This window comes from Gorillibacterium terrae, assembly GCF_051594785.1.
In the GTDB taxonomy this organism is placed as follows: Bacteria; Bacillota; Bacilli; order Paenibacillales; family NBRC-103111; genus Gorillibacterium.
In genome coordinates this window covers 77,582-103,292 of sequence record NZ_JBPPGI010000003.1, presented here as the reverse complement: position 1 = coordinate 103,292, position 25,711 = coordinate 77,582, and the positions used below count along the sequence as shown (strand labels likewise).

General features: G+C 54.8%; 18 protein-coding genes. 4 read left to right on the top strand and 14 right to left on the bottom strand.

Annotated features, from left to right (window positions below):
* Nucleotides 1–47 precede the first annotated feature (47 nt).
* From ACSEXS_RS13100 to ACSEXS_RS13090, 3 genes are all read right to left on the bottom strand, one after another.
* Entirely contained in the window at nt 48–10,169 is a 10,122-nt protein-coding gene (locus tag ACSEXS_RS13100) for an InlB B-repeat-containing protein (RefSeq protein ID WP_438433683.1), read from the bottom strand.
* Nucleotides 10,170–10,623: 454 nt separating this feature from the next.
* The gene (locus ACSEXS_RS13095) at nt 10,624–11,232 is read right to left on the bottom strand and encodes a YdeI/OmpD-associated family protein (protein ID WP_438433682.1); all 609 of its coding nucleotides are present in this window, start codon (nt 11,230–11,232) and stop codon (nt 10,624–10,626) included.
* Between the two features lie 82 nt (nt 11,233–11,314).
* Nucleotides 11,315–11,779 (bottom strand): VOC family protein, encoded by a 465-nt coding sequence (locus ACSEXS_RS13090; RefSeq protein ID WP_438433681.1) that lies wholly within the window; start codon nt 11,777–11,779, stop codon nt 11,315–11,317.
* A gap of 102 nt (nt 11,780–11,881) precedes the next feature.
* On the opposite strand from ACSEXS_RS13090, the gene ACSEXS_RS13085 reads away from it, so the two are divergent.
* Nucleotides 11,882–12,790 (top strand): helix-turn-helix transcriptional regulator, encoded by a 909-nt coding sequence (locus ACSEXS_RS13085; protein ID WP_438433680.1) that lies wholly within the window; start codon nt 11,882–11,884, stop codon nt 12,788–12,790.
* A 198-nt stretch (nt 12,791–12,988) separates the two neighbouring features.
* Here the strand turns inward: ACSEXS_RS13085 and ACSEXS_RS13080 are convergent, their stop codons facing one another.
* From ACSEXS_RS13080 to ACSEXS_RS13065, 4 genes are all read right to left on the bottom strand, one after another.
* Complete coding sequence (locus ACSEXS_RS13080; protein ID WP_438433679.1) at nt 12,989–13,684, bottom strand: ABC transporter ATP-binding protein; 696 nt, start codon at nt 13,682–13,684, stop codon at nt 12,989–12,991.
* Nucleotides 13,684–14,808, bottom strand: coding sequence for an ABC transporter permease (locus ACSEXS_RS13075; RefSeq protein ID WP_438433678.1), 1,125 nt, complete (start codon nt 14,806–14,808; stop codon nt 13,684–13,686). The genes ACSEXS_RS13080 and ACSEXS_RS13075 overlap by 1 nt, the downstream gene beginning before the upstream one ends.
* A 136-nt stretch (nt 14,809–14,944) precedes the next feature.
* Nucleotides 14,945–15,514 (bottom strand): TetR/AcrR family transcriptional regulator, encoded by a 570-nt coding sequence (locus ACSEXS_RS13070; RefSeq protein WP_438433677.1) that lies wholly within the window; start codon nt 15,512–15,514, stop codon nt 14,945–14,947.
* A 109-nt stretch (nt 15,515–15,623) separates the two neighbouring features.
* Nucleotides 15,624–16,094, bottom strand: coding sequence for a MarR family winged helix-turn-helix transcriptional regulator (locus tag ACSEXS_RS13065; protein WP_438433676.1), 471 nt, complete (start codon nt 16,092–16,094; stop codon nt 15,624–15,626).
* Between the two features lie 122 nt (nt 16,095–16,216).
* Between ACSEXS_RS13065 and ACSEXS_RS13060 the strand changes: the two genes are divergently transcribed.
* The gene (locus ACSEXS_RS13060; RefSeq protein ID WP_438433675.1) at nt 16,217–17,188 is read left to right on the top strand and encodes an aldo/keto reductase; all 972 of its coding nucleotides are present in this window, start codon (nt 16,217–16,219) and stop codon (nt 17,186–17,188) included.
* A 113-nt stretch (nt 17,189–17,301) separates the two neighbouring features.
* On the opposite strand, the gene ACSEXS_RS13055 is transcribed toward ACSEXS_RS13060, so the two are convergent.
* From ACSEXS_RS13055 to ACSEXS_RS13040, 4 genes are all read right to left on the bottom strand, one after another.
* Nucleotides 17,302–17,631 (bottom strand): hypothetical protein, encoded by a 330-nt coding sequence (locus tag ACSEXS_RS13055; protein WP_438433674.1) that lies wholly within the window; start codon nt 17,629–17,631, stop codon nt 17,302–17,304.
* Between the two features lie 32 nt (nt 17,632–17,663).
* On the bottom strand, nt 17,664–18,194 hold the full coding sequence (locus tag ACSEXS_RS13050) for a hypothetical protein (protein WP_438433673.1): 531 nt from the start codon (nt 18,192–18,194) through the stop codon (nt 17,664–17,666).
* A gap of 30 nt (nt 18,195–18,224) precedes the next feature.
* On the bottom strand, nt 18,225–19,325 hold the full coding sequence (locus ACSEXS_RS13045) for a tetratricopeptide repeat protein (protein WP_438433672.1): 1,101 nt from the start codon (nt 19,323–19,325) through the stop codon (nt 18,225–18,227).
* A 381-nt stretch (nt 19,326–19,706) separates the two neighbouring features.
* Nucleotides 19,707–20,723: a phosphotransferase family protein gene (locus tag ACSEXS_RS13040; protein ID WP_438433671.1), complete on the bottom strand. Its 1,017-nt coding sequence runs from the start codon at nt 20,721–20,723 to the stop codon at nt 19,707–19,709.
* 533 nt (nt 20,724–21,256) lie between these two features.
* Here ACSEXS_RS13040 and ACSEXS_RS13035 point away from each other — a divergent pair.
* On the top strand, nt 21,257–21,727 hold the full coding sequence (locus ACSEXS_RS13035) for a pyridoxamine 5'-phosphate oxidase family protein (protein WP_438433670.1): 471 nt from the start codon (nt 21,257–21,259) through the stop codon (nt 21,725–21,727).
* A 220-nt stretch (nt 21,728–21,947) separates the two neighbouring features.
* On the opposite strand, the gene ACSEXS_RS13030 is transcribed toward ACSEXS_RS13035, so the two are convergent.
* Entirely contained in the window at nt 21,948–22,838 is an 891-nt protein-coding gene (locus tag ACSEXS_RS13030) for a TetR/AcrR family transcriptional regulator (protein ID WP_438433669.1), read from the bottom strand.
* Between the two features lie 147 nt (nt 22,839–22,985).
* Here ACSEXS_RS13030 and ACSEXS_RS13025 point away from each other — a divergent pair, with 147 nt between their 5' ends.
* Nucleotides 22,986–23,576: an isochorismatase family protein gene (locus tag ACSEXS_RS13025; RefSeq protein WP_438433668.1), complete on the top strand. Its 591-nt coding sequence runs from the start codon at nt 22,986–22,988 to the stop codon at nt 23,574–23,576.
* A gap of 193 nt (nt 23,577–23,769) precedes the next feature.
* On the opposite strand, the gene ACSEXS_RS13020 is transcribed toward ACSEXS_RS13025, so the two are convergent.
* Both ACSEXS_RS13020 and ACSEXS_RS13015 read right to left on the bottom strand, forming a co-directional pair.
* Nucleotides 23,770–25,314, bottom strand: coding sequence for an SAM-dependent methyltransferase (locus ACSEXS_RS13020; protein ID WP_438433667.1), 1,545 nt, complete (start codon nt 25,312–25,314; stop codon nt 23,770–23,772).
* Nucleotides 25,315–25,677, bottom strand: coding sequence for a nucleotide excision repair endonuclease (locus tag ACSEXS_RS13015; RefSeq protein ID WP_438433666.1), 363 nt, complete (start codon nt 25,675–25,677; stop codon nt 25,315–25,317).
* Nucleotides 25,678–25,711: the final 34 nt, after the last annotated feature.

Genomic DNA, 25,711 nt, shown 5'->3' with positions numbered 1-25,711 from the left:
CTTGCCGTTTGCTTATTTTCTTTGCGGTTCTGCCGTTATAGCTCCGATTACTTCGTATGGCTTTTCCAAGCTTCACGGCCGGAGGTCTTATCGTACTCGTGGCCATTCGTGGCTTCCATGATCTCGTAGTAAGCCCAGTACGGATTGGCCAAATCTACATATTGGTTAAGCTTCTGTTTCCAGCTGTCTACATAGCTGCGGTCGGCGGATCTCTCCAGCATCCGGTTGACCAAGCTTACCACTTCGGCACGGGTGATGTTATTCCCCGGTTTGAAGGTTCCGTCCGGATAGCCTTTGATCCATCCTTTGGAAGCGGCGAAGGAAATGGAATCTCTCGCCCAGTAATCATCCGTCACATCGGTGAAGAGAAGGGGCTCGCCTGTGACCAGCTCATCGAACCGAGAGGCAATGGCGGCAAACTCGGCTCGGGTGATCGGCGCATTCGGCCTAAAGGTTCCATCGGAGTAACCGGTGATGATGCCGTGCTGCTCCATATAGCCGATGGCATTGGCATACCATTGCGCAGGATCAACATCTTTGAAGGAGGATGGATAGTTTTGGTCTACCTCCATCTTCTCTACCAAGAGACGCGCGAACATGACGGCAACTTCCGCTCGGGTCATATTCTTTTGGGGGCCGAAGGTCTTATCCGGATAGCCTTTCATATAAGCAAAATGGTTCACCTTATCCAGAGCCGGGATATTCGGCTTGGCAACGATCCATTTTGCCGTGAGGGTCATCTCGGAGTATACCTTATCGGTACCGAAATTCCACGCGCTGCCATCGGCTTTATACCAACCTGCAAACTGGTAACCGGCTCTTGTCGGATCGGCCGGCTTGGTTAACAGGCTTCCTAAGGGTGCCGATTGCGTTGTGGAGGTTGGAGTCCCCCCATCCGCATTAAAGGTAATCGTGACATTCATCGCTCCGCCCATGACCGGCGGAATCTGCACTTGCGGAGTGTTGTACGCTATGGCGTAGACCGAAAAGTTCTTCACGTAGAGCGTCAACGTCCAATCGGATTGATCCAGGGTAAGATACTCTCCATCCGCATTCGGAACCGTCCCGATGACATTCACGGCGTTGTCGTGATAGCGGTAAATGGTATACCCGGACTTTCCTTGCAGGTCGGAAGGAATGGGAACAATGACTTGGATCAGCCCATTCGTTTGTCGGATAAGCCCCTGCGAGTTCCATTTCGCCGCTTCCGTCATGCGGTAGAATTTTTCAATGTTCATGTCCAGATAGAGCCCGATGGTCCGCTTTTCGTTCTGCGCTTGCGCATTCATTCTCGTCATGGCGGTTACTTGGTTGGAGTTGTCCGTCGATTCCTCAATCTTCTCGATGGTCATCTCGACCTTGACGAAGCCGGTATTGTTGTATTCCTTCAAAAGGTAATCCACGGCCTCCGGGTGCAGGTTATCGATGACGATGGCGGGCGTATCGTTCCCCACCAGCTTCAATTCGCTGCTGGCATTGTAGGGGAAGATGATATTCCCCAGATGTACGATCTGCGCATCCCCGCCGATGGTAACGGCAATAATGGCCGTCTTCTCGCCCAACGTGATTTTCAGGTCGTAAATCCCCGCCGGTATGGAATAGATCGTGAAATTGCCTGCGGAGTCCGTAACCGCCGTGTTTCCGTATTGGGTATTGCCCTTCACAATCTCAACGGTTGCTCCCGGCAGGGTGTCAGGGGGAGTCTCATCGTTAACCACGGTGCCGATCACGGTATAGTCGCCAGTCGATGGGACAGGCTGCCATGTCGCAGTATAGGTGCGGTCGCCGATCGAACCCTTTTCTACCTTTACCGTCAGGGTCGGTCCGGTCAGCCCCGTTCCCGTCCACCCTGCGAAGGTATATCCGGGCTTGGTCGGGTTGGTTAAAATAAAGTCGTCATCCACGACTGTATAGGCTGTCGGGTTCGGTGAAGCCGCCGTTCCGCTGTCCAGATTATACGTGATCGAATAGGTTTCAGCCGCAAAAACAGCCGTATAGATAGCTGTCGCGTACCCGCCTGAGTCCTTCTGCGGGACAAAGACAGCGTTCGGGCTCACCGTATGGCCGCTTGCGTCCTGCCATTCAACAAAGCGATACCCGGGCTTTGCCGTTGCTACTGAACCCACTGCCGTTCCGGCCTCCGGGTTCAACGATTCATAGCTCAAGCTGACGGTCCCATAGTCCGGATGATTGGGGGCATATTGGATCGTGATCGAGCCTATCTCCGCCCATACGGCATAGAGAATGGCAGATTCACCGGGTTTATCCCAGTCTTTTGCACTGCTCATGTCCGCATGGTAATACTTCGTTCCGCCGTTCGGTTGATCAAAATATCCGACGAAGGTATACCCCGCCTGACTCGGCGCGGTTGCGACCGGCATAGGCTGACCATATGTTACCGTGACAACGCTGCTGCCGCCACTGCCGCCGTTGTCGTCCAAGGTCACCAGAGAAGCATTGGCTGTCCATGTCGCGGTGTAGATGCGATCACCGGTGGAACCGCTTTTTACCTCTACCGTAAGGGTCGGCTCGGTCAAATCGGTGCCCGTCCAACCGGCGAAGGTATATCCGGGCTTGGTCGGATTGATTAAGGCAAAGTCGCCATCCTCGAAAGCATAGTAGGTCGGATTCGCCGGATTGACCGTACCACCGTCCAGATGGTACGTGATCGAGAAACCGGCCTGACTGAACTGGGCGGTATAGGTTTGGTCGCCGGTTACCGGTGCGACCGTCGGGCTCCAGCCGGTGAACGTATACCCCGCCAGGCCGGTAATGCTCGGTGCAGTCGGCGTTGCCTCGAAGCGAACCTTCGGTGCGGTCTCGTCTATGGTCGTCCCCTTGTTCGGGTCGATCACAAAGGAGATGGTATACAGATTTCTCGCATAGTGGATATTCACGACCGTGCTACCGTCCGCTGCAATGGTCGCCTGCGTGAATGTCTCAGCCGTGAAGCCGGGATAGGTCTTGGCCACCGCATTGGTGGTTCCTCCGGTCGATCCGCTCAGGGTTTCCACTATCGGGGCTGCCGTGTATCCGCCGTTTACACCCTCCTTATAATGGTTAACCGTGTAGGCGGTGTTGGTGCTCGGGGTCCAGTGGGCGACATAGCTTCTTTCGCCTGTCCAGCCCAACGCGATGGTAACGGTTGTTGTCGGACCGGACAGCCCCGTTCCCGTCCAACCTGCAAAGGTGTACCCTTGCTTGGTCGGGTTGTTCAGCGTAATGCCCGCGCTTTCCACCGTGTAGGTGGCCGGGTTGGTCGTTGCCACACTGCCGCCATCCAAATTGTACGAGATCGCGAAGTCGGTCAAGCTGAACTGTGCGGTATAGGTCTCGTCGTCGGTTACCGCCGCGATCGTCTTATCCCATCCCGTGAATGCATACCCCGGCTGGTCGGTGACATCCGGTGCAGTCGGCGTTGCCTCGAAGCGGACCTTCGGCGTGGTCTCGCCCGTAGTCGTCCCCTTGTTCGGATCGATCACAAAGGAGATGGTGTACAGGTTTCTCGCATAGTGGATATTCACGACCGTGCTGCCGTCCGCTGCGATGGTCGCCTGCGTAAATGTCTCAGCGGTGAAGCCGGGGTAGGTCTTGGCCACCGCATTGGTGGTGCCACCCGTCGTTCCGTTCAGGGTTTCCACCGTCGGAGCCGCCGTATAACCGCCGGTTACACCCTCCCGATAATGGTTAACCGTGTACGCGGTATTGCTGCTCGGCGTCCAGTGGGCGACATAGCTTCTTTCGCCCGTGGAACCCGCTGCAATGGTAACAGTCTTTGTCGTGTCCGACAGGCCTGTTCCCGTCCAGCCCGCAAAGGTGTACCCCTGCTTGGTCGGGTTGTTCAGCGTAATGCCCGCGCTTTCCACCGTGTAGGTGGCCGGGTTGGTCGTTGCCACACTGCCGCCGTCCAGATTGTACGTGATCGCGAAGTCGGTCAGGCTGAACTGCGCGGTATAGGTTTCATTGTCGGTTGCCGGTGCAATAGCCGGACTCCAGCCGGTGAACGCATACCCCGGCTTGTCGATAACATCCGGTGCGGTAGGCGTTGCCTCGAAGCGAACCTTCGGCGCGGTCTCGCCCGTAGTCGTCCCCTTGTTCGGTTCGATCACAAAGGAGATGGTGTACAGGGTTCTCGCATAGTGGATATTCACGACCGTGCTGCCGTCCGCTGCGATGGTCGCCTGCGTAAATGTCTCAGCGGTGAAGCCGGGGTAGGTCTTGGCCACCGCATTGGTGGTTCCTCCGGTCGATCCGCTCAGGGTTTCCACCGTCGGTGCCGCAGTATATCCGCCGCCTACACCCTCCCGATAGTGATTGACCGTGTACGCGGTGTTGGTGCTCGGAGTCCAGTGGGTGACGTAGGCTCTTTCGCCTGTCGAACCTGACGCGATGGTGACAGTCGTGGTTGGAGCGGTCAATCCTGTTCCAGTCCAACCCGTAAACGTATATCCCTGCTTGGTCGGGTTATTTAATGTAATGCCCGTGCTTTCCACCGTGTAGGTGGCAGGGTTTGCAACAGAGACGCTGCCGCCATCCAGATTGTACGTGATTGCGAAGTCGGTGAGGCTGAACTGTGCCGTATAGGTTTCGTTGTCGGTTGCCGGTGCGACCGTCTTATCCCATCCCGTGAATGCATACCCCGGGTTAGCAGTGACCTCCGGTGCCGTCGGCGTTGCCTCAAAGCGAACCTTCGGTGCGGTCTCGTCTATGGTCGTCCCCTTGTTCGGGTCGATCGCGAAGGTAATGGTGTACAGGTTTCTCGCATAGTGGATATTCACGACCGTGCTGCCGTCTGCTGCGATGGTCGCCTGCGCGAACGTCTCAGCCGTGAAGCCCGGGTAGGACTTGGCCACCGCGTTGGTGGTTCCACCGGTAGCTCCGGTCAGGGTTTCCACTATCGGGGCTGCCGTATAACCGCCGGTTACACCCTCCTTATAATGGTTAACCGTGTACGCGGTGTTGGTGCTCGGGGTCCAGTGGGCAACGTAGTTTCTTTCGCCCGTGGAACCCGCCGCGATGGTAACAGTCGTGGTCGGGGCGGTCAATCCTGTTCCCGTCCACCCGGCGAAGGTGTACCCTTGCTTGGTCGGGTTGTTCAACGTAATGCCCGCGCTTTCCACCGTGTAGGTGTCCGGGTTTGCAACAGAGACGCTGCCGCCGTCCAGATTGTACGTGATCGCGAAGTCGGTCAGGCTGAACAGTGCGGTATAGGTTTCGTTGTCGGTTGCCGGTGCAATAGCCGGACTCCAGCCGGTGAATGCATACCCCGGCTGGTCGGTGACATCCGGTGCGGTCGGCGTTGCTTCATAGCGAACCTTCGGCGCGGTCTCGCCCGTAGTCGTCCCCTTGTTCGGGTCGATCACAAAGGAGATGGTGTACAGGTTTCTCGCATAGTGGATATTCACGACCGTGCTGCCGTCCGCTGCGATGGTCGCCTGTGTGAACGTCTCAGCCGTGAAGCCGGGATAGCTCTTGGCCACCGCGTTGGTGGTGCCCCCGGTCGGTCCGTTCAGGGTTTCTACCGTCGGGGCCGCGGAATAGCCGCCGTCGACCGTCTCCTGATAATGATTGACCGTGTACGCGGTATTGCTGCTCGGCGTCCAGTGGGCGACGTAGGCTCTTTCGCCTGTCGAGCCCAACGCGATGGTGACAGTCGTGGTTGGAGCGGTCAATCCTGTTCCCGTCCACCCGGCGAAGGTATACCCCTGCTTGTTCGGGTTGCTCAGCGTAATGCCCGCACTTTCCACCGTGTAGGTGGCCGGGTTTGCAACAGAGACGCTGCCGCCGTCTAGATTGTACGTGATCGAGAAGTCGGTCAGGCTGAACTGTGCCGTATAGGTCTCGTTGTCGGTTACCGCCGAAACCGTCTTATCCCAACCCGTGAACTCATATCCCGGGTTAGCATTGACATCCGGTGCGGTCGGCGTTGCCTCGAAGCGGACCTTCGGCGCGGTCTCGCCCGTAGTCGTCCCCTTGTTCGGGTCGATCACAAAGGAGATGGTGTACAGGTTTCTCGCATAGTGAATATTCACGACCGTGCTGCCGTCCGCTGCAATGGTCGCCTGCGTGAATGTCTCAGCCGTGAAGCCGGGATAGGTCTTGGCCACCGCAGCTGTAGTGCCCCCGGTCGATCCGCTCAGGGTTTCCACCGTCGGAGCCGCCGTATAACCGCCGGTTACACCCTCCCGATAGTGATTCACCGTGTACGCGGTGTTGGTGCTCGGCGTCCAGTGGGCGACGTAGGCTCTTTCGCCCGTGGAACCCGCTGCAATGGTAACAGTCTTTGTCGTGTCCGACAGGCCTGTTCCCGTCCAACCTGCAAAGGTGTACCCTGGCTTGGTCGGGTTGTTCAGCGTAATGCCCGCGCTTTCCACCGTGTAGGTGGTCGGGTTCGCCGCGGCCACGCTGCCGCCGTCCAGATTGTACGTGATCGCGAAGTCGGTCAGGCTGAACTGTGCGGTATAGGTTTCGTCGTCGGTTACCGCCGAAACCGTCTTATCCCAACCCGTGAACTCATATCCCGGGTTAGCATTGACATCCGGTGCAGTCGGCGTTGCCTCGAAGCGAACCTTCGGCGCGGTCTCGCCCGTAGTCGTCCCCTTGTTCGGGTCGATCACAAAGGAGATGGTGTACTGATTTCTCGTATAGTGGATATTCACGACTGTGCTCCCATCCGCCGCGATGGTAGCCTGCGTGAACGTCTCAGCCGTGAAGCCGGGATAGCTCTTGGCCACCGCGTTGGTGGTGCCACCCGTCGTTCCGTTCAGGGTTTCCACCGTCGGTGCCGCCGAATAACCGCCAGTTACACCCTCCTGATAATGGTTAACCGTGTAGGCGGTGTTGGTGCTCGGAGTCCAGTGGGCGACATAGGCTCTTTCGCCCGTTGATCCCGCCGCGATGGTGACGGTCGTGGTCGGGGCAGACAATCCCGTTCCCGTCCAACCTGCAAAGGTATACCCTTGCTTAGTCGGGTTGTTCAGCGTAATGCCCGTGCTTTCCACCGTGTAGGTGGCCGGGTTGGCCGCGACCACGCTGCCGCCGTCCAGATTGTACGTGATCGCGAAGTCGGTCAGGCTGAACTGTGCCGTATAGGTTTCGTCGTCGGTTGCCGGTGCAACCGTCTTATCCCAGCCGGTGAACTCGTATCCGGGGTTAGCATTTACATCCGGTGCGGTCGGCATAGCTTCATAGCGAACCTTCGGTGCGGTCTCGTCTGTGGTCGTCCCCTTGTTCGGATCGATCGCAAAGGTGATCGTATACAGGTCTCTCGCATAGTAGATATTCACGACCGTGCTGCCGTCCGCTGCGATGGTGGCCTGCGTGAACGTCTCAGCCGTGAAGCCAGGGTAGCTCTTGGCTACCGCATTGGTGGTGCCACCCGTCGATCCGTTCAGGGTTTCCACTATCGGGGCTGCCGTGTATCCGCCGGTTACACCCTCCCGATAATGGTTGACCGTGTACGCGGTGTTGCTGTTCGGCGTCCACGCGGCATAAATCTTGGTGGTAGATGTGATCGCTCCATTAAAATCAAATGCGGTGGTGCCGCCGTCGGTCGTTATCCATTTGTCAAAGGTATATCCTTCTTTCGTCGGCGCTGTCGGCAAGACCGCTTTCCCACCGGAAAGTACCGTTTGCGCAGCAGGCGTATCGTACTTCTGTGCCCCATTATAGAAGGCTACGCTGTAATAGCGGATTACCTTGCTCGCATCAGAGCTCGAAAGCTGTACCCCGGTGTTCTCCCCGTTCACATAGATGTCATAGAGACCGGGCGTTATGCCGCTGGCCGAATGGGCAGCACCGTTTGCGGCAAGGGTATATTTGCTCGCGCCGTCCTTCCACAACGCTACGCTCTGGCCGGTATAGTTCGCTCCATCAAGCAGGAGGGTTACACTCGGAGAAAACGTATTGGCTACAGTCAACGTATCATTGCTAATCGATGCAGGCGTGCTTAAAACTGTACCGGCAACCGATGTGATTGTTGCAAGGTTGCTATATTGCGTTCCTACCACCGCGCTGGCTGACACTTTCGCCTTAAAGGTCAATTCTACAGTGCCACCAGCAGGAACGGAGCTTATCGTATACGGGAATGCTGAGCTCGATTTGGAGACGCCTTCTTCCGTAAGACTGCCGCCCACAAACGTCAAGCCGCTTGGCAAGACATCGCTGACTATGACATTCGAAATCGGGCTGGGAGTCAGATTGGTAACCGTTATACGATAGAGTGAATTCTCACCGGCAGCCACCGAACCCGAATCCGGGGCCATTTCGATTTTCATGATCGGTGCAATCTTTCCGTTGTTGCCCAGCTTGGTGATGAACATAGGGTCAGCACCTTCAACCGTCCATTCATAGGACGAGGAGGCGTTGGCCGTACCGGTGGCATTGCTGCTTTTGGGTACGGAGGTCGGTATATCGCTGCCGAGCGTTTTCGGGTTACTTACAATGGCGCTGCCATCCTTGCTGATGTCTTTATAGTAATACGGATTATCTGCGAGCGGGATAAAGCGCGTGGTTGCCGTTGCGACGCCCGCACCCGCATACTCGTTGCTGTACAACGTACCGGATGCATAGGCATCCTGCAACCCTACCGTATAAGTAAGCTGCACCGGAAGTTGATTGGGGTTGGAATAGAAGCCCGGCTTAGGAGCCTTACGGTCGCTGAACGTAATCAGCGGTACTTCCTTCGGGGGGATGATCCATTTCACTTCCCTCGTAGCACTGTTGTACACGACGGTCGTATTCAGGTCTGCAAAGCCGTATGTGGTAACGGACCCAGATGAGGATTTAACCGTTCCGGTTACGCCGCCCAATTTGGGAGCCGTTTTCAACATCATTCCCGCGCCCAACACATCCGTGACCGCAAGATTCAGCGGTTCGCCGGACCCGTTTGTCTGCTCGAACGGGATGATTTTTTCCTGAGTTGCCGCCTCTACCAATCCGGACAGGTCCCGCATCGCCTCATCGACCTTGGCCAGATCATTCGCAGATACAAAATAAATATAATCATTGGCATACACGTAGCCAGGCGTGCCGCCGATCCCATACTTTTTATAAGCAGCCCCTGCGCTGGAGGTAAGGGATGTCAGCGAAGTGTACACACTCTTCAAATTGGTGGTGGCAGTCGGCCCCAGTTTACTCGGCTTTAGTATGGCGGTGGCCAGGTTATCGCCTTCGTCCAGTCCAAAGGCAACATTGAACCAAATCACATCCTTACCGCCGCTAAGTCCGCTGTACGCCTGCTTCAGCTCATCCTTCAGCTTGGCTGCCGTCAAGATAGTCAGCGCCGATATCGGGGCCGTACCGCTTGCACCGCTGCCCGCCGCTTCGGTTCCGTTCGGCGGACTGTTATACCAGTTGGGATAGGCCCGGTTGGCTTCACCATCGGTAAGGAGCAGCACATACGGAGCCCTCTCCGAGTCAGCGCTGCTCAGTTGACGGTTTTTCGCATCTGCTATTAAAGCATTGATCGCCGTGTACAGCCCCGTCTGTGTAGCCGTCCCACTCGCTACCGATACGGTTAAGGCTGATGTTGAAGACGTTGCTCCGTCCAGATATTTCTGGGTCAGTCCAGCCTTCCGGGTGATGGTCTGGGCGTTGCTGGTCACATAACGGTCCACCGCGTCGGATTTATCACCGGTTTGCGGCGTAGAATAGGAAGCCAGCGGAAACAAGGTGCCGACGTTCGGATTGCCGCTAGTGGTTCCGGTCGCAAGACTGTAATAATAGATGCCGATACGATTCCTCGGATTGGCCGCCATAATGGTTTCTATGCCTTTGTTTACGGCATTTTTCATTTTGGCAACACGATCCGCCGTCATGCTTAACGACATATCCAGCACCATCGCTACGTCTGCCGCTGCCTGGGACCGCACCTCCGTCGTAGTGGTGCGGACGTATTCCTGGGCTAACGCCGACAGCGTCACATCAAATTGAGTTCCGTTCGCGGAAACCGATTTGTCCGCCCATACGCGGCCGTCGTCGGAGGCCGTACCGAAGGTGGAGGGCCTTGTGGATGTCGACGGGTCGGAGCTTACCTCCACGACGTAGTTGGCAAGCCCGTTTCTTTGCGTCCCCGCCGTATCCGCCAACACGCTTTTCGGCAGCATACCGCTCAGCATGGCAACGATGATAAGCCACGCGCATATTCGATTCCTTCTTTTGCTTTTCAACTTCACATGCCTTCCTTCTCATTGAAATAAAAAAATGAATGCTGGCTATTTGCCGAATATCCCGTACCCCTGCCTGTTCACGAGAAGATAGTTCCCTTGTCAGAAACAGGTCAGTTCGTCACTCTGTGCGGCTCTCCCGAAAAACAAGGCCTTTAGGCCCATGGGCCTAATCATTATAATATGGAAGTCTAAACAAAAACTAAACAAATTCCGCTATTTCCCATCCCATTTCCCTAAATCTCTATGCTAATTGACCATCACGAACCGAGCCCATTCCGGTACATGGAGCGCCTATAGTTGGCAGATATTTCCCTTTCGTTGCGGCAGGCGTTCGTCCGTCCGTTTCGGGACTTTTATCCCATGGGTGATGCACAGGCTAAGCGTAAAAATACAAATAAGAGCATCGATATCCCATCGATGCCCTTGTTCTTTCTATCCGTAGTCCATTTCTACCTCAAGGCTGGTTCGGCAAGCCTTTACCCGCGCGATCTTCTCCATAATCCAGCAGACGTCCGTTGTCGTTCCATTGACCGTACAGCTTGTTTTTTCTCGTGTTGGCAATGAGTTTGTCCAATCGGCTCCTGAATAAGTCCGGCTGGTGCCTCACGCTCTGTATGGTGTCGACCCGAATTCGTTTATACAGATCCGGAAAAGCCAGAAAGTTCTCATAGACCTGCTTTTCCTCCCTCAACCTTAGCTCGATAGCTCCGTCGATTCGAAAAGAATCGATCTCCATATCGGGAAGGACCTTTCTTCCTTCGTCTGTCATCCGCCCCAGCTTTTCGAGGCGACGGACACGTTCTTTGTTTAGCTCCGTCCATGAGCTTCTTGGACTTCGAGGGGAAAATCTCTGAGCCAGCTCCGTTTCGGATCGTTTCTGTTTGACTCCATCGATCCAACCGAAGCACAACGCTTCCTCTACGGCGTCCAGATAGAACAGCGTATCCAAGGCGGGCTTCATCTTAACCAAGACCCAACAATATTTTTCCGTCTTGCTATGCTCCTGCAACCATTCCCTCCACTCTTCCCTCGATCTTACGGGAATGAAATGGTCGATCTCCATGGTTGATCCTCTCCACCGCATCGTATATGCGCCCAAGTCCTGCTTGCCTTCACCCGTTGCGAGACCATTCCTCGGAAGCGAGTTACGGTTTGTTGGTTATGACGTCATCCAGAAACTTCTCTGCATCGCTGTTGAATTTCCAGTTCACCCCGAATTGGTCGACGAGCATTCCGAAGCACGAAGACCAGGGCGTATTCGACAACGGCATGATGACAAGGCCGCCAACGGACAGGCGAGTAAAATACTCTTCCAGCTTTTGCTTATCCTCGATGACGAGACTGATTAGAATAGTATTGCCTTTCACCAGTTCGCCGGTTACCGCCTTCATCGAGGGCAAAACGTCGGACATCATGATTTTCCCGCCTGCGAACTCCAGGGAGGACTCCATGATCATGGTTAGCTCCTTTTCCGGCAAGGGGTAGTTGGGGTCCTGCGGGATATCGCCAAATTTCACTTTCTTCACTTCAATTGCTTGCAGAGCCTCCGAGTAAAATGCTATCGCCTGTTCGGCGACTCCATCAAAGTTCAAATAAGCAATGGCTGGCATAAAGTCGTCCCTCCTTCTATTGGTAAATGAAGTATACTGGATACGCGGTGACGACTATCTGTCACCTTTTATAAAACTGGACAAAAAAAGGGGGGGGCCGCCATGGAGAAGGTCGAGCGATTACTATCGATCATCATGATCCTGCTAAAGAAGGAGATCGTCTCCGCCAAAGAATTTTCCCAGCTATTTGGCGTTTCCAAACGAACCATTCTTCGCGATATGGAAGCCTTAAGCTTAGCCCAAATTCCCATCTACGCGGTTCATGGAATTCACGGTGGATATGGCATTATGAATGAATACAAGGTGGATAAGCGTCTCTTAAGCAACACCGATTTGGAGAATATCTTAACGGCACTCGGCGGCTTGGAACGACTGCTCCTGAGCGAGGAAGTGGAAGTGACCCTTAGGAAAATCGAGGCGATGGTGAGCGGCTCCTCCCCGAAGGAGTCCGTCCGACTGTTTCTGTATGATTGGGAAGGGAGGTCGGAGCTTCGGCAAACCTTGAAAGAGTGCCAAGAGGCCATCGCAGAGAGAAGGCTAATTTCCTTTGATTACATGGATAAGAACGGCACGGCTACGAAACGAACCATTGAGCCTTATCAGCTTCACTTCAGTGAACCGAGCTGGTATTTGCGGGGCTTCTGCCTCCATCGGATGAGCTATCGAACGTTCAAAATTGCCCGGATCGACCATCTTACGGTGGAGGACATAACCTTTACCGCCAGAGAGGATGGCTTCGAACCAGGAGAAGACCGTTATCAGCCGGAGCTCGTCACGGTTCGGGCCCTGATCTCGCCAAGCATCAAAGATCATTTCATCGAACGGTATGGGCGGAAGAGTCTGGAACCCTACGATGCGGAACGGTTTCTCGCCACCCTCTGCGTACCTCAGAACGGGATTGGCTTTCAATTCTTGGCGGGCTTCGGAACTAACCTGCAAGTCGTGGAGCCTAAGCTATATGTGGAGGAATTTCGGGAGTATTTGGTTCAAATGGTGGACAAGTATTCTTGAAGGTCCGTTCCCGCTTAGCGGTTGGGGATCGCCTTCAATTGCCTTCATTTTGCTCTCTACCGGGTAACTGACTCTGGTTGCCAACAGAAAAACACCTCCAAAGTTGTCCCTACTCTCTTTCGATGATTGGGGATTCTCTTGAAGGTGTTTTGATTTGTCTCACTTTATGGGTTCAGTCCCCTCTTCGGGGCCTGGAATCTAACCGACAGCCGGTTCGGCAACCTGGGACAGGACGCCGTCCTCCATCCGGTACACCTTGTCGACGTACGTCAGCATTCGCTCATCGTGGGTAACCATCACCGCCGCCTTCTTCCGGGCTTTCACCTCTTGCGCGATCAAGGAAGTCACCTCATGCGAGCGTGCCGTGTCCAGACTGGCTGTCGGTTCATCCGCCAGAATAACCTGGGGGTCGTTCATGAAGGCCCGTGCAATGGCTACCCGCTGACGTTCGCCGCCGGAAAGTTCCTCGGGGTAGCGGCTAAGCTTGTCGCCGAGGCCGAGCTCTTCGAGCAGCTTCGAGGCAAACACCTTATCCGCCGAGGTGATGCGGCCGGACATTTTCTTGACGACGAGAAGCTGCTGCAGAGCGTTCAGATACGGAACCAGGTTGGACGTCTGCATAATAAAGCCAATTTCTTTCAACCGGATCTGGGACAATTCGCGGTCGGTCGCCTTCGAGTACGACTTTCCGTTGATCTCGATTTCCCCTTCCGTCGGCTGAAGAAGCGCTCCGGCCACCGAAAGGAAGGTACTCTTGCCCGAGCCCGACGGTCCGATAACGGCGACGAATTCGCCGGGCAGAACCGAGAGCGAGACGTGATTCAGCGCGGTCGTGCGTTGATCTCCATCCAGGTAATACTGGGTAACGTCTCTCAAATGCAATCCTTGTGCCATTAGTCAACCCTCCCCAAAGCAACCAGCGGATCAATTTTCGTGATGGTACGGACCGATACCAAAGAACTCAGCATGGCGATAATCAGCAGAACGAAGGAATACAGAACCACCAGCTGCGGGTCCAGCGTGAAGGGCATTCCCTTCGGCATAATCGCCGCCGTTCCATAGGTAAGGGCAATGCCGATCAAGATACTGAGCACCGACAGGATGAAGACTTGCGAGACGACCGCCTTGCCGAGGAAGCCGCTTCGTGCCCCGATCGCCTTCATAATCCCGAATTGGTTCGTCTTCTGCATGGTGAGTACGTAGAAGAAGACGCCCAGCATAAAAGCCGAGATGACGAGCAGGAATGCCAGCATCATGTAGATGGTCCCGCTCTCTTCCTTGTAGCCGGGCAGACCCATAACCGCAACCGATCGGGTGACCGTCTCGGTGTTCTCCAGCTTGGTGTCGATGTCGCCCGCCTTGATGTCCTTGCCCTGCAGCATGATGGCATTGACCGGCTCCGCAATGCCCTTGTCCGAACCTGGCGCCGCAAAGGCAATCGTACGCCACTCCTCAATCGGCAGGAAGACCGAGGCGACGTGGTTGTACGTCTTATTCTCGACAAAGCCGACGATGGTCAGCGACTGCGTCGAGCCGTCGAGCTTGAAGGTATCGCCCAGTTGGAAGCCTTCGTCCTTCATCGAGGCATTTACGACCACATCGGTCGGCTTGCCGCTCGACAAGCCCTCGCCCTCCGTCTTCTGCGGCTCCAGGAAGCTGCCCGGCTCGATGCCGATCAGCGCGATGTCAACCTTCCCGTCGTCGCTGTCCGCTCCGTCGCTTTTCAAAGCCGTAGCCATGGCGCTTCCCATAGGCGAAGCGGCCTTCACGCCGGGTATTTCACTTACTTCGGGGAGAATTTCAGCCGACAGCAGCGATTTGCCCATCGAATGCTGCGAACCTTTCTCGAAGACCACGTAGTTGGCGTCCATTGTCTTGAAGGTCGATGCCGCCAGGGATGCCAGCCCGTTTCCGAGCCCGGAGAGGATGAAGACCAGCCACGCGATCAGAACGAAGATGATTCCGATCATGAAAAACCGCGTTTTGTTGCGCTTCAACTCTTTTAAAGCCAAATACATGCGGACCTCACTCCCTTATTTATATGACACAAGTGTCAAATTTGACCGTTCTCTTATCGGGGAGAACTGTATCTATTAAACCTCATTCTGACACTTGTGTCAAATAAGTCGGGATGCCATTTCTTTCCCTTGAATTTTATTCCTCCGCCGTCCCCTTGAACCACAGCTCGAACAGCAGCCGGCTCCATTCACTGCGCGGCAGATTCATCATATTGGGGGCGTTGACCAGATTGAAGAACACGCTGATCTGCGCAGGCAGCGGAATGTCCCGGCGGAGATGCCCCTCCGCGAGCGCTCTTCCGAACAAGCGGGACAGCTGCTCCTTCAACGTCTCATGGGCTTCATCGACATAAGCCAGATCGCTGGCGGCCGCGGTGGAATGCTCCGTTCGGATCTTATGGGCGTCGCCCAGCAGCTGGTGAAACTCGGATTCCTCGATGTAAATATCCAGCAATTGGCGGAGCGCCTCCAGCGTGGAGGTCTCGTCGACCGCCGAAGCCTTCTCCAGGACGTCCCGGGTCACCCGCTTCATGCAGGCGGCGACGATCTCCTCCTTGTTCGGATAATACATGTATAGAGTGCTCCGCGCCCCGGGCAGATGCTCCGACAGCAGCTTCAGGTGGAAGCCTTCATAGCCGTGTTCGAGCAGCAGCTTCTTTGTCATATCCAGCAGCTCGGCTTCCGAGTAGTTTTTCTTTCTTCCCATTCTGTCGATCTCCTTACCTTGACTTGCTTCTGCATTTAGTGTAACAAATCGGGGGATGCGAATAAAAGGAATAAAACGAGCCCGCTGTCCATCGACAACAGGGCTCTTCCTAGTCACTCTCCATCTTGGGCGGAGGCGGAGGACCTTTCCGGGTCCGCTGCCCCAGCCGCACGATCGACTCCCGATCCTGATCGGTCAACTGATTCAGGAAATGCTCCCGGATCGCTCGCGCCACGACAGGCAGGGCCTCCTCAAGAGCAGCGGTTCCCTCCGGGGTGATGACGACCTGAATCCCGCGGTCCGTATCGAGCGGTTCCCTGCGCACCAGGCCGCGCTTCTCCATTCGCGTGAGATGGTGGGACAACCGGCTTTTATCCCAATTCATCGAGTTCGCCAGCTCCTGCTGCCGAAGTTTACCGGCTCCCAATTGGGCCAGCCGGTCCAGTACCCCGAAATCTCCTTCGGAGAGTCCCGTTTGTTCGGACATGTCCTGTACGACCCGTCCAAAGATTCGTTTGAAGGACCCCTTCCACAGGTTCCACAATTGCCGTTCTTCTTCTCTTAACTCGTTATTGTCCATAACTTCATCCTATCACGGTTGACATATCAACCGCAAGATGGTACTCTTTTCCCTGGTTGACACGTCAACTTGAGGTCGGCAAAATAGAGACCTAATTTACAAACCCTAAGGAGTGAGCTCGCATGGACTATGTAAAACTGGGAAGAAGCGGCCTGGAGGTGTCCCGGCTCTGCCTGGGAGCGATGAGCTTCGGTGTACCCGAACGCGGCAATACCCCCTGGTCGCTGACGGAAGAGGACAGCCGTCCGATCATCCGCAAGGCGCTGGAGCTGGGGATCACCTTCTTCAGCACAGCGAATATGTATTCCGATGGCACCAGCGAGGAGATCCTCGGGCGCGCCTTGAACGAGTACGCCCGGCGGGAGGAGATCGTCCTGGCAACCAAGGTCTTCGTGCCGATGCGGCAGGGCCCGAACGCGATGGGGCTCTCCCGCAAAGCGATTATGACCGAGATCGACAACAGCCTGAGACGGCTCGGAACGGACTATATCGACTTGTACCAGATCCACCGCTGGGACCCCCATACCCCGATCGAGGAGACGATGGAGGCCCTGCATGACTTGGTGAAAGCCGGCAAGACCCGCTACATCGGAGCCTCGTCCATGCAGGCGTGGAAGTTCGCGAAGGCGCAGCATACCGCCGAGCTCCACGGCTGGACAAAGTTCATCTCCATGGAAAACCGGCTCAACCTGCTGTACCGGGAAGAAGAACGCGAGATGCTGCCCCTCTGCCGCGATCAGGGAGTAGGCATCACCCCGTACCTGCCGCTTGCGGCCGGGCGGCTTGCCCGCGACTGGGAGGAAGAGACGGCCCGCTCCGAGCAGGACGCGGTCGCGCGGTCGCTGTTTGCAAAGACCGAGGCGGCCGACCGTAAAGTCGCGGAACGGGTGGCGGAGATCGCGGCTGAACGCGGGATTGCCCGGGCTCAGGTCGCTCTCGCCTGGCTGCTGCAGAAGGAGGGGATCACCGCTCCCGTCATCGGTGCGACCCGGACCCGCCACCTGGAGGAAGCCGCCGCGGCGTTGTCCCTATCCCTCACACCCGACGAGGTGGCCCGCCTGGAAGAATGGTATCAACCCCATCCCTATGTGTAACGGATAGCAGGGCGAGGAAGGCCGCTGATCCTGATCTTGATCCTGATCCTTATATTTGTCGCTGTCAACAAATCGGGCCGTGCTGGAGAGGCAATCTCCGCACGGCCCCGGTTTTACCCTGCCATTTCACTGGAACCCGTTATGCTTGCCATGACCTCGTCGGTCACGTCTTGGCCGCCCTTGAAGTTCCGGGTCAAGGCGCCGATCGTGTAGATCGGTCCCCACGGAATCCCCCACCACCCCAGCAGGAAGCTGAGGATCGTGAACTTCATCCCTTTTCCAACGCGGTTCTCGTGGTGCCGAACGAAGTAGATGTCCGAGCTCCGCTTGAAGGTCATGACCAGAATCGAAATGCAGAACTGATACACGACGAACTTGCCGCCCAGGTTAATCTCCTGCTGAACCTGGTCCACGGTCATGCCTTCCACTCCGATCATTTTCATAGCGTTGTCCTCCTCTGGATTAAACTGATGGATTATAGCATAAGGTGCACGACCAAATAAGGAATTCCTGCGGCTACGGCAATGCCGTAGAGGGCATCCAGCCAGAAGAAAGAGCCCAGGGCTCCCAGGTAGATCAGGCCGACCAGCGGCGCACCAATCAGCCTGACGGGCAGCGGGGTTTCCCGGCGCTTGAGCAACGACCAGATATTCTTGGCGTCTCCCGTGCTCGGAAAAGCATGCATCGCAATCGATACGCCCAGCCAGATCAGCAAGTAATCCAGCAGGCTGGCGCTTTCGAACTGAAGAACGGGGATGGCGGCCGGCATGGCGATAAGCGCTCCCACCAGCGTGTTGACGATAAAAGGACCAATGCCGATCCACACCTGATGGGAGGGTTTGCTGGGGTGTTCGTGGCTGACATAGCCGGCCGGATTGCCTACCCGGAAGTAACAAACGTCCAGGACAGCCGTACGGGAGAACCGGCAGAACAGCTGATGGGCGAATTCGTGAACCATCACTCCCGGGAACGTAACGATGGATATAAGAAAACCGGGTATAAACATGGTTTCTACCTCTCTCGGGTCCGTCTAGGATTACTTGCGCCACTTGATCCTGCCGGCAAAAATATCTTCCAACTGCTGAAGGTCCTTGGCCGGGAAGTCCTCCTGGGTCTTCAGCTCCTTCAGCCACTTGTCCCGCTCCGCCGGATTGCCGTTGTAATGATAAGCCAGCGCCAGGTTGTACTGGCTGTAAGGCTCATCCGGCTTGAGCTCTAACGCGGTCTGTGCATCCTGAAGGGCCGCTTCATCCTGATGTGCCTTGAGTTCGATCCGGGTCTTGGTGTAGTAAGCGTCTGCGCTCTCCTGGTTGAGGGCCAATACCGCCTGACACTGGTCCAGCGCACCGGCGAAATCCCCCGTCTCCCGCAGGCTGGCCGCTGCCAGCAGATAAGCCGGCTGAAAGTCAGGGGCCGCCTCGAGGATCTTGTCGGTCCAACGCAGAGATTCCGCGTAGTTTCCGGCGTCGAACAGCAGGTCGGCCAGCCGATACTGAGCCGGGACCTCGGAAGGATGAGTCTGGACGAACGCCTGCAAGTCCTCAATTCGCTTCTCCGGCGTCAGTTGCGCATCATCGAGGATCGCTTGCAGCTCGTCGCTGGCGAAATAATACCGGCTCATCCGTTCAATCGCAGAATTGACCTCACGGGCCAGGTCATCATTGCGCAGCGATTTTCCGGTAATCTGATCTACAATGCCCGCCGCCTTCGCAATCTCACCCGTGTGATAATACGTGAGGAATTGGCGGCCCCGGATAATCGGCGATTCGCCGTACCGCTTGGCCGCCGTTTCATAGTGAGCCGCAGCCGTTATGTACTTTCGTTCGCTCTCCGCCTGCTTGCCGCGCTCATAAGAAACCGCTGCCCCCACTCCCGCCGGAAAGCGGAATAGGGCCGTAACCAGCAGCGCCAGGACGCCGACCGCCAGCGCTTTCATCCAGACTGGCACGGGGTAGGCCGCCAGCTCGTTCCGGCACTCCGAACAGAGGGCCAGCTGATAGCCCTCCTCCACTTGAAGACTTCCGCATTTGCGGCATCCGGCCGCCGCCGGTTCCGCCGGAGCCTCCTCCGCAGGCAGGCGGCGATCCGGCAGCTCCGTTGGAAAGAAGGGGCCGCTAGGGGGAATCGGTGCATCCACGATCCATCATCTCCCAAATCCAACATGACATAATTTGTCACCTAGTATAGCATAGGTCTTCTAGAAAGCGATACCAGATTCACTATTAATACAAGGAACGACTCAATTCCTGACTAGATCCGCCAGAAATCGGCAATGAAGAATCCCTCCGTTTCGTCTGGTATAGTTGGAGTATGCGGGATTTATTTCCATAGCTACAATGTCTTTACCCAGAGAATAGACAGAGGGATCAACACGATGATCATAATTTTGGGAGCGACCCTGGACCGCATTCTCGCAAATGGGCAATGGACCGCGTCCGAATAATAACAATTAAGGCAGACTAATAGAAAAAACTCCGAAAACCCGCAGCAATCAGGGGGTCTTCGGAGTTTTTTGGAGTCAACCCTGCACAGGGCTCGCCTTCATTTCATAGATCTTCTGCAGCATATCGAGATTCTTCCGCTTCCCTTCCTCGTCCTCTGCATGGAGGAACCCCTCCACCATGCGATACCCGAAGATGAGAAGGATCAACTCATAGACGCAATGCTCGGCGACAGGAGGGACATCCGCATACTCCGAAAAGCCTTTGTAATACGCGGGGACACAGCGCTGGTAGTATTCAACCATATGATCGACATCCGCTTCATCCGCAATCAGGCTTGCGAGATCCTCGCCCAGGTAGCCCCATCCGCTGGTATCCCAGTCGATGAGGGCGATTTTCCCGTCGGCATGGATCAGGTTAGTCACCCAGAAATCCCGGTGGCACAACACGAGGGGCAATTGCTCGATGCGAGCGAATATCTCGTCCGCGTGCTCATCAATGGCGATGAGCATTTGTCGCAGATGTGATGGGAATTCGCAATCCTCCGAGCGGATATAGTCGTAGACGACCGGCCAGGACCGGTAATGCAGATACGTATTCTTCATGAGATCGGCGTGGCTCAGATTGGTCAGGCTCTGCAGCACGGCGGGCTGCTCCGCGTACAGCCTACCTTGATACCGCCCTAGCTCCAGCGCGGCCTGTTCATACATGTCGCCGGTCAAATCTAAGCCGGATACGCCGTCGATGTATTCCAGCCACAGCCGGGATTCATTCTCTTCGGCATTCATCTCGGCGTGATAGCAGGTCGGCCAGCGCAAGACCTCCGAGAACGTCGCTGCCAAGTCGGACGCATAGAGGTCATATTCCCGGCGCCAGGAATCCGGATCGCCGTAACGCTCCCATTTCTTCTGGATTTTCAGCACGATCCGGTACGGTAATTTCTCGCCGGCTGCGGTCTCGGCGATGCCGGTTAGCAGATTAACGTTCCCCACCGTTCCTCCCTGCAATGACTTGGCTTGGCAATCGGCCGACACGATTTCCTTCTTGAACTTTTGGCTTAGGGCATAGGTCAGCGTTTCGAAATTCAGATTCATTTCATCCATCCTCCTCCGGTTGTCTTCGTTTGCTTGTCTTCGGCTTTCCTTTGTTCCATCTATATAGCTCCTTCTTTCGGTCGGTATTGGACGCAAAAATGCCGCGGACAAGCAGCCTCGAAGAGAAGCTGCTGTCGCGCGGCATCCAACTGCCAAGATGATACGGCCTTCCTCGTATCTTTGCAAACAGCATTCACGAAAGGTTACTTTGGGATGGCACAGCAAATAACACGGGCGTTTTCCCGCTTTTTTGCCTATGCCGGCTATTCGGTTTTAGGACAAGACCACCCTATACGTAGCTGCCAAGACAACACATCCCCTTTCGTGTCCGGAACTTGCTTATCGCTAAGCTTCCTCTACCATAATTTATAGGAATGAATATAGCAATGGTATAACGATTTTTTCCTGCGCTAAGTCGAGCCGAGGTGAGGTTAGCGATCTATTCTCTTGTCGTACCATTCTTCACATACGCCAAGATTTTACAATGGTAAGCTTACTGATGTACGCCTTATGACACTTTGGGAGGGAATCGAATGAGCAAGTACGACGAAGCCATGAAGCTGCTGGAAGAGCAAGTGGGTAACAAGGACGGCCTGATCTCTCTGTCTACCATTGCAGAGGAACCGGGGGCCAATGGTAGGAGCCGTCCCGCCGCCCGCATCGTGGATGCCTATTACGAGGACGGAGCGTTCTACACCGTCACTAACGCAACCTCCGGCAAGATGCAGCAGATCGCTCAAAACCCCGAAGTCGCCGTATGCATCATCGTTGAAAACTTTACGGCCGATGGGATCGGTGAAAACCTGGGCTGGGTCTGCGACGAAAGAAACGCGGAGATGATGACAAAGCTGCGCACCCTATTCGCCGAATGGTATAACGAAGCCAATAACGACGAAGACCCGAACACCTGCCTGCTGCGCATTCGCCTGACCAAGGGCCTGTGGAATGACGCCCATAAAGGGATCCGAAAGGAAATTGATTTTGTCAATAAGACGGTCCATTAAGGGGTCTATAGGGCTCGCGTTATGGGATTAACTACAAGGGAGTGTTTGCGTAAACTTGAGACGGTTTTAGTCCTGAATTCCAGGGTGCTGAGGCCGTTTTTTCTTTTTGCGTCCTGCTCGATCTGATGGATGTACGTCAGGATCTCTTCGCCGATGTCCTTCCCCAGCAACTCCTCTTCCTCATCCGCCAACCTCTCGTATACGTCAAACCGGGTTCCCCTTAGTCCAACCCTTCCAGAACGATCCGCTTCAGCTGAGTGACGGGGCTCCTCAATTCTTGCTCTTGTTCCAGGTAGGCACATAGCGCCTGAATGAGCGGCTTTTTAGGACGGGGATGCGAAATCTCTTCTCCTAACAGCTGGACAATCTCTTGCAGCTCCTTCCGGCGGGCGGCCCCACCGGTCCAAGTCTCAAGCCGTGCAGCAAGGCTGCTGTACAGCCCCTGGGTAACCTGTTCTTTTTCGGTAGGCCAATCCTGTGAACCGGAGTGAATGAATTTATCAAAAGCGCTTTGTCCAAGCAGCCCCTTTGAGCCTGAACCCGACATATGCTCGACTAACGCATCCAGCTTATCGACGATGAACCAAGCGGTCTCCTCGATGGACAGCAGCTTCTCTTCGCAGATTATGCGCTGCAGGTAGTCCTTCAGAAGGGCGCGATAGATAAAAATCAGATCCCAAAGAAACGGCTTAACTTTCTCCCCATAGACTTCGAGCAGCCAAGACTTGTGCCACTCCATCATACGGGCACGGGCATGGTTTCGCAGCAGACGGAAAGTCGCATACTCCGTAATGGGAAGATCAATGAAGTCGACCATAATGTGGCTGTATTCAATAAAATACTGATAACGAAATACGATCTGACCGGCGAACCTCTCCTTAGGGCTCCCCTTCTCCGTTTGTTTCAACCGCTCCGCCCCATCAAAATAGGCCGCCTGGCACTCGTCGAAAACGGCGCACAGTAAATCCTCTTTAGACGGGAAATATTTGTACACAGACCCCTTGGCAATATCGCAATCCTGCGCAATCTCCTGAATGGAGGTCGCCAGATACCCTTTTTCTTTAAACAGCTTAGAAGCCGACCGCATGATATCCTGCTTGGTTACGCTCATGTCATACGTTTCCCCCACTTGATAACTTTATACCGATCGTATAAAATTATGAACATGCAGTCAAATGACCAACTGTTCATAATAAAAAACTATTGGTCACGCGTTTGGATTGTATTCATCTATCCCTTATCTGGAGTGTGAACGATTATGGAGCAGCTTTTATTTGATCTATCAAAAACAGCATTAATCGTTATCGACTTGCAAAAATGGCTCGGGGCCCATTATGCCCCTCACTCCGCGGAGCAAGTTGTCGACCGCGCCTCTACCCTGGTGCAGGCATTCCGTAAGGCAGGCTCCTTCGTGGGACTTGTCCGTGTATCCTCGAAAGACTTCAACGACATGCCTCGCCCCTTGCTGGATCAAGCACCGCCGGCCATGAATCTGAAGCCTGGCTGGGATGAAATCGTGCCTGAGATCGGAGTTACCGATACCGACCATATCATTACAAAACGCCAATGGGGAGCGTTTTACGGAACGGACTTAGATCTGCAGCTGCGCCGGCGGGGCATCACGACGATCGTGCTTTGCGGCATTGCTTCGGGTATTGGGGTAGACACCACAGCGCGTGAAGCGTTCGCCCATGGGTATCAAGTGGTTTTTGCGATTGACGCCATGACCGGCTTCAGCGAGGCGGAACATGAGCACGTCAGGAAGGTTATCTTTCCTCGCATTGGCAGAATCCGCTCGACCGAGGACATTCTTGCCTGCGCCGCGCTTCAATCCATGCCATCCGAATAAGAACAACCGACAGGTCGCGCTGGATGTTATCAAGGAGACGGAATATCGCTCCTTAAGAAGCAAGACAAGATAAGGAGTTGGATGATCAGGACCAGGTGAAGTTGCCATTGTGCCGCACTCTCACACACCAAAAAGGAGCATGCCACGCAGCACGCTCCTTCGTTAGGTTCTGGAGTAGTTTGAAATACCCGCATCAAAGACTCAGCAGCGCTAAGGCCTCTTCGTTATCAGGTTCAAGTTCCAACAACTTTTGCAAATACCCCTTTGCGTCATCAACCAAGTCTAACTCGAAGCAGCAGATGGCGAGACAATAGAAGACCGTGGATACGACCTCATCCTGCTCCTGCTGGACCGAGGTCTCCAAGTAAAATTTGGAGTGCTCATACATGTCCATCTCGAATAAGATCAATCCGGCATCGAGTGCCAGATCATATCGCTGCTCCATGACGTAGTACGAGGACCACATCTCTTGGATGCCTCTAAGCAAATCCTGCTTCTCTTCCTCATTCGATTCCGGCAGCAGAGCGGATATACGCTTCGCGCTTTGGATAAAGAATTCCGCATCATAGCCGCCCAACCGCCAAAAACTCAACAGCTGCGGAAGCCCCATGCTATCCAGGTTGCGGTCCACCCACCCTTTTAAGCTAAAGAAATCATCCGGACCGAAGCGTTCAATCGAACGACGATACGCTAACCGCAGGTTGTGATACTCCGTGGGATTCTCCACATGGAGAATACAGCCGACATTAATATCCTTGTAATGATGCGGAGGGAATAAGGTCACCGCTCCCTTTTGCTCATAGACCTCGTTCATCGCATGGTAATTTGCCGTCAAGGAAAAGCTTCCATGCAAGACCAACTCGGGCGGCTCTGCAAACTTCCAGCTCTCCAGCAAGTGATCCCCTTTGTCTGCCGTTATCAATAGAAATCCCGATGGGGCTAACCGATTCCACCGCTCCAAACAAGCGATAGCCTCAGCCGGAAATAACACATGCGAATCTTCCAGCTGCTCCTGGTAAAGGGCAATTACATGGCGGTAAGGGTAGGTGTCTTGTTCATATTCAGGCGCGCGCCGATGCTCATAGCGCAACTTGATTTGATCCAACCATTCTGCGGGTGACAGGGAATCCGCATGGGCGGGTTGTTCCACGTAAACATCCGTCTCATACACATTCCCCTCGCCAATGTAGATCAATTCCTGCGGGAGACTATCGAAGAAGTAGTTGGCGATCAGGATCACCGGCTGTTTTAAATCGCCTTCCCGAATCGTTGTGCCGGATACCACGAGGTTCAGCTCGGAATCATGCACCGCATCAAATCGCGCAAAGTCCAGCAAGCCTTCGGCGATGAACGGTTGAAGCGCGGGATGCTCCCTCCATGCCGTAACGTTGTTCATGGCCAAATCCGTCATGATATAACGGAACGAAGGCAGCGGGATTCCGGCGTAGTCGATTAACTGACCCAATTCGTCTAACACATGGAAAGCAAGACGTCCCGCTCCTGCTCCAAGCTCCACCATATACACGGGCTCCGAGCCATGCCCCCTATTCATCCGGTCTTGAAGGAACCCAAAGATCAGTTCGGCATAGGCCGCCGCGATCATGGGATTACTCGTGATATATTGGGGAACTTGGTCATTGTTCCAGGCCTTCGTCCCTTTCCCTTCATAATACTCCCGCTGGGCTTGCCAGATCGGCGCTTCACTGAAACGGTACCGTTGGGTAGGATCGCTCGTCATCTAGGCCTGCCTGAAAAAGACTTTGTCTTCGTTATATTTGGCCTTGCCTTCATTAATGAGATACGTTTCATAAATTTCTCGGTGGACCGGATCTTCCACGATACAAACTTCGATTTTCGTTACCTCGTCTCGATGCTGTTTAATCGGGGATACGGAATCCTCAAAATGTTTCTTGATTCTCGGTCTTAGCTTTCTGGCTTTTCCGACGAACAACAATTCATCTTGGTCGTTGTAGAACATAAAAATCCCACCTAACTCTCTCGTGATCAGGTGAAATTCGGTGAAGCCGTAAATGTTGCTTTCCTGTGGATCGACCTTTTTGGTTATGGTGACATCGGGTGTGGGAACGGTGATATTAATCATTGTAGGTTACTTCCTTTTCCTGTATTTGATTGTA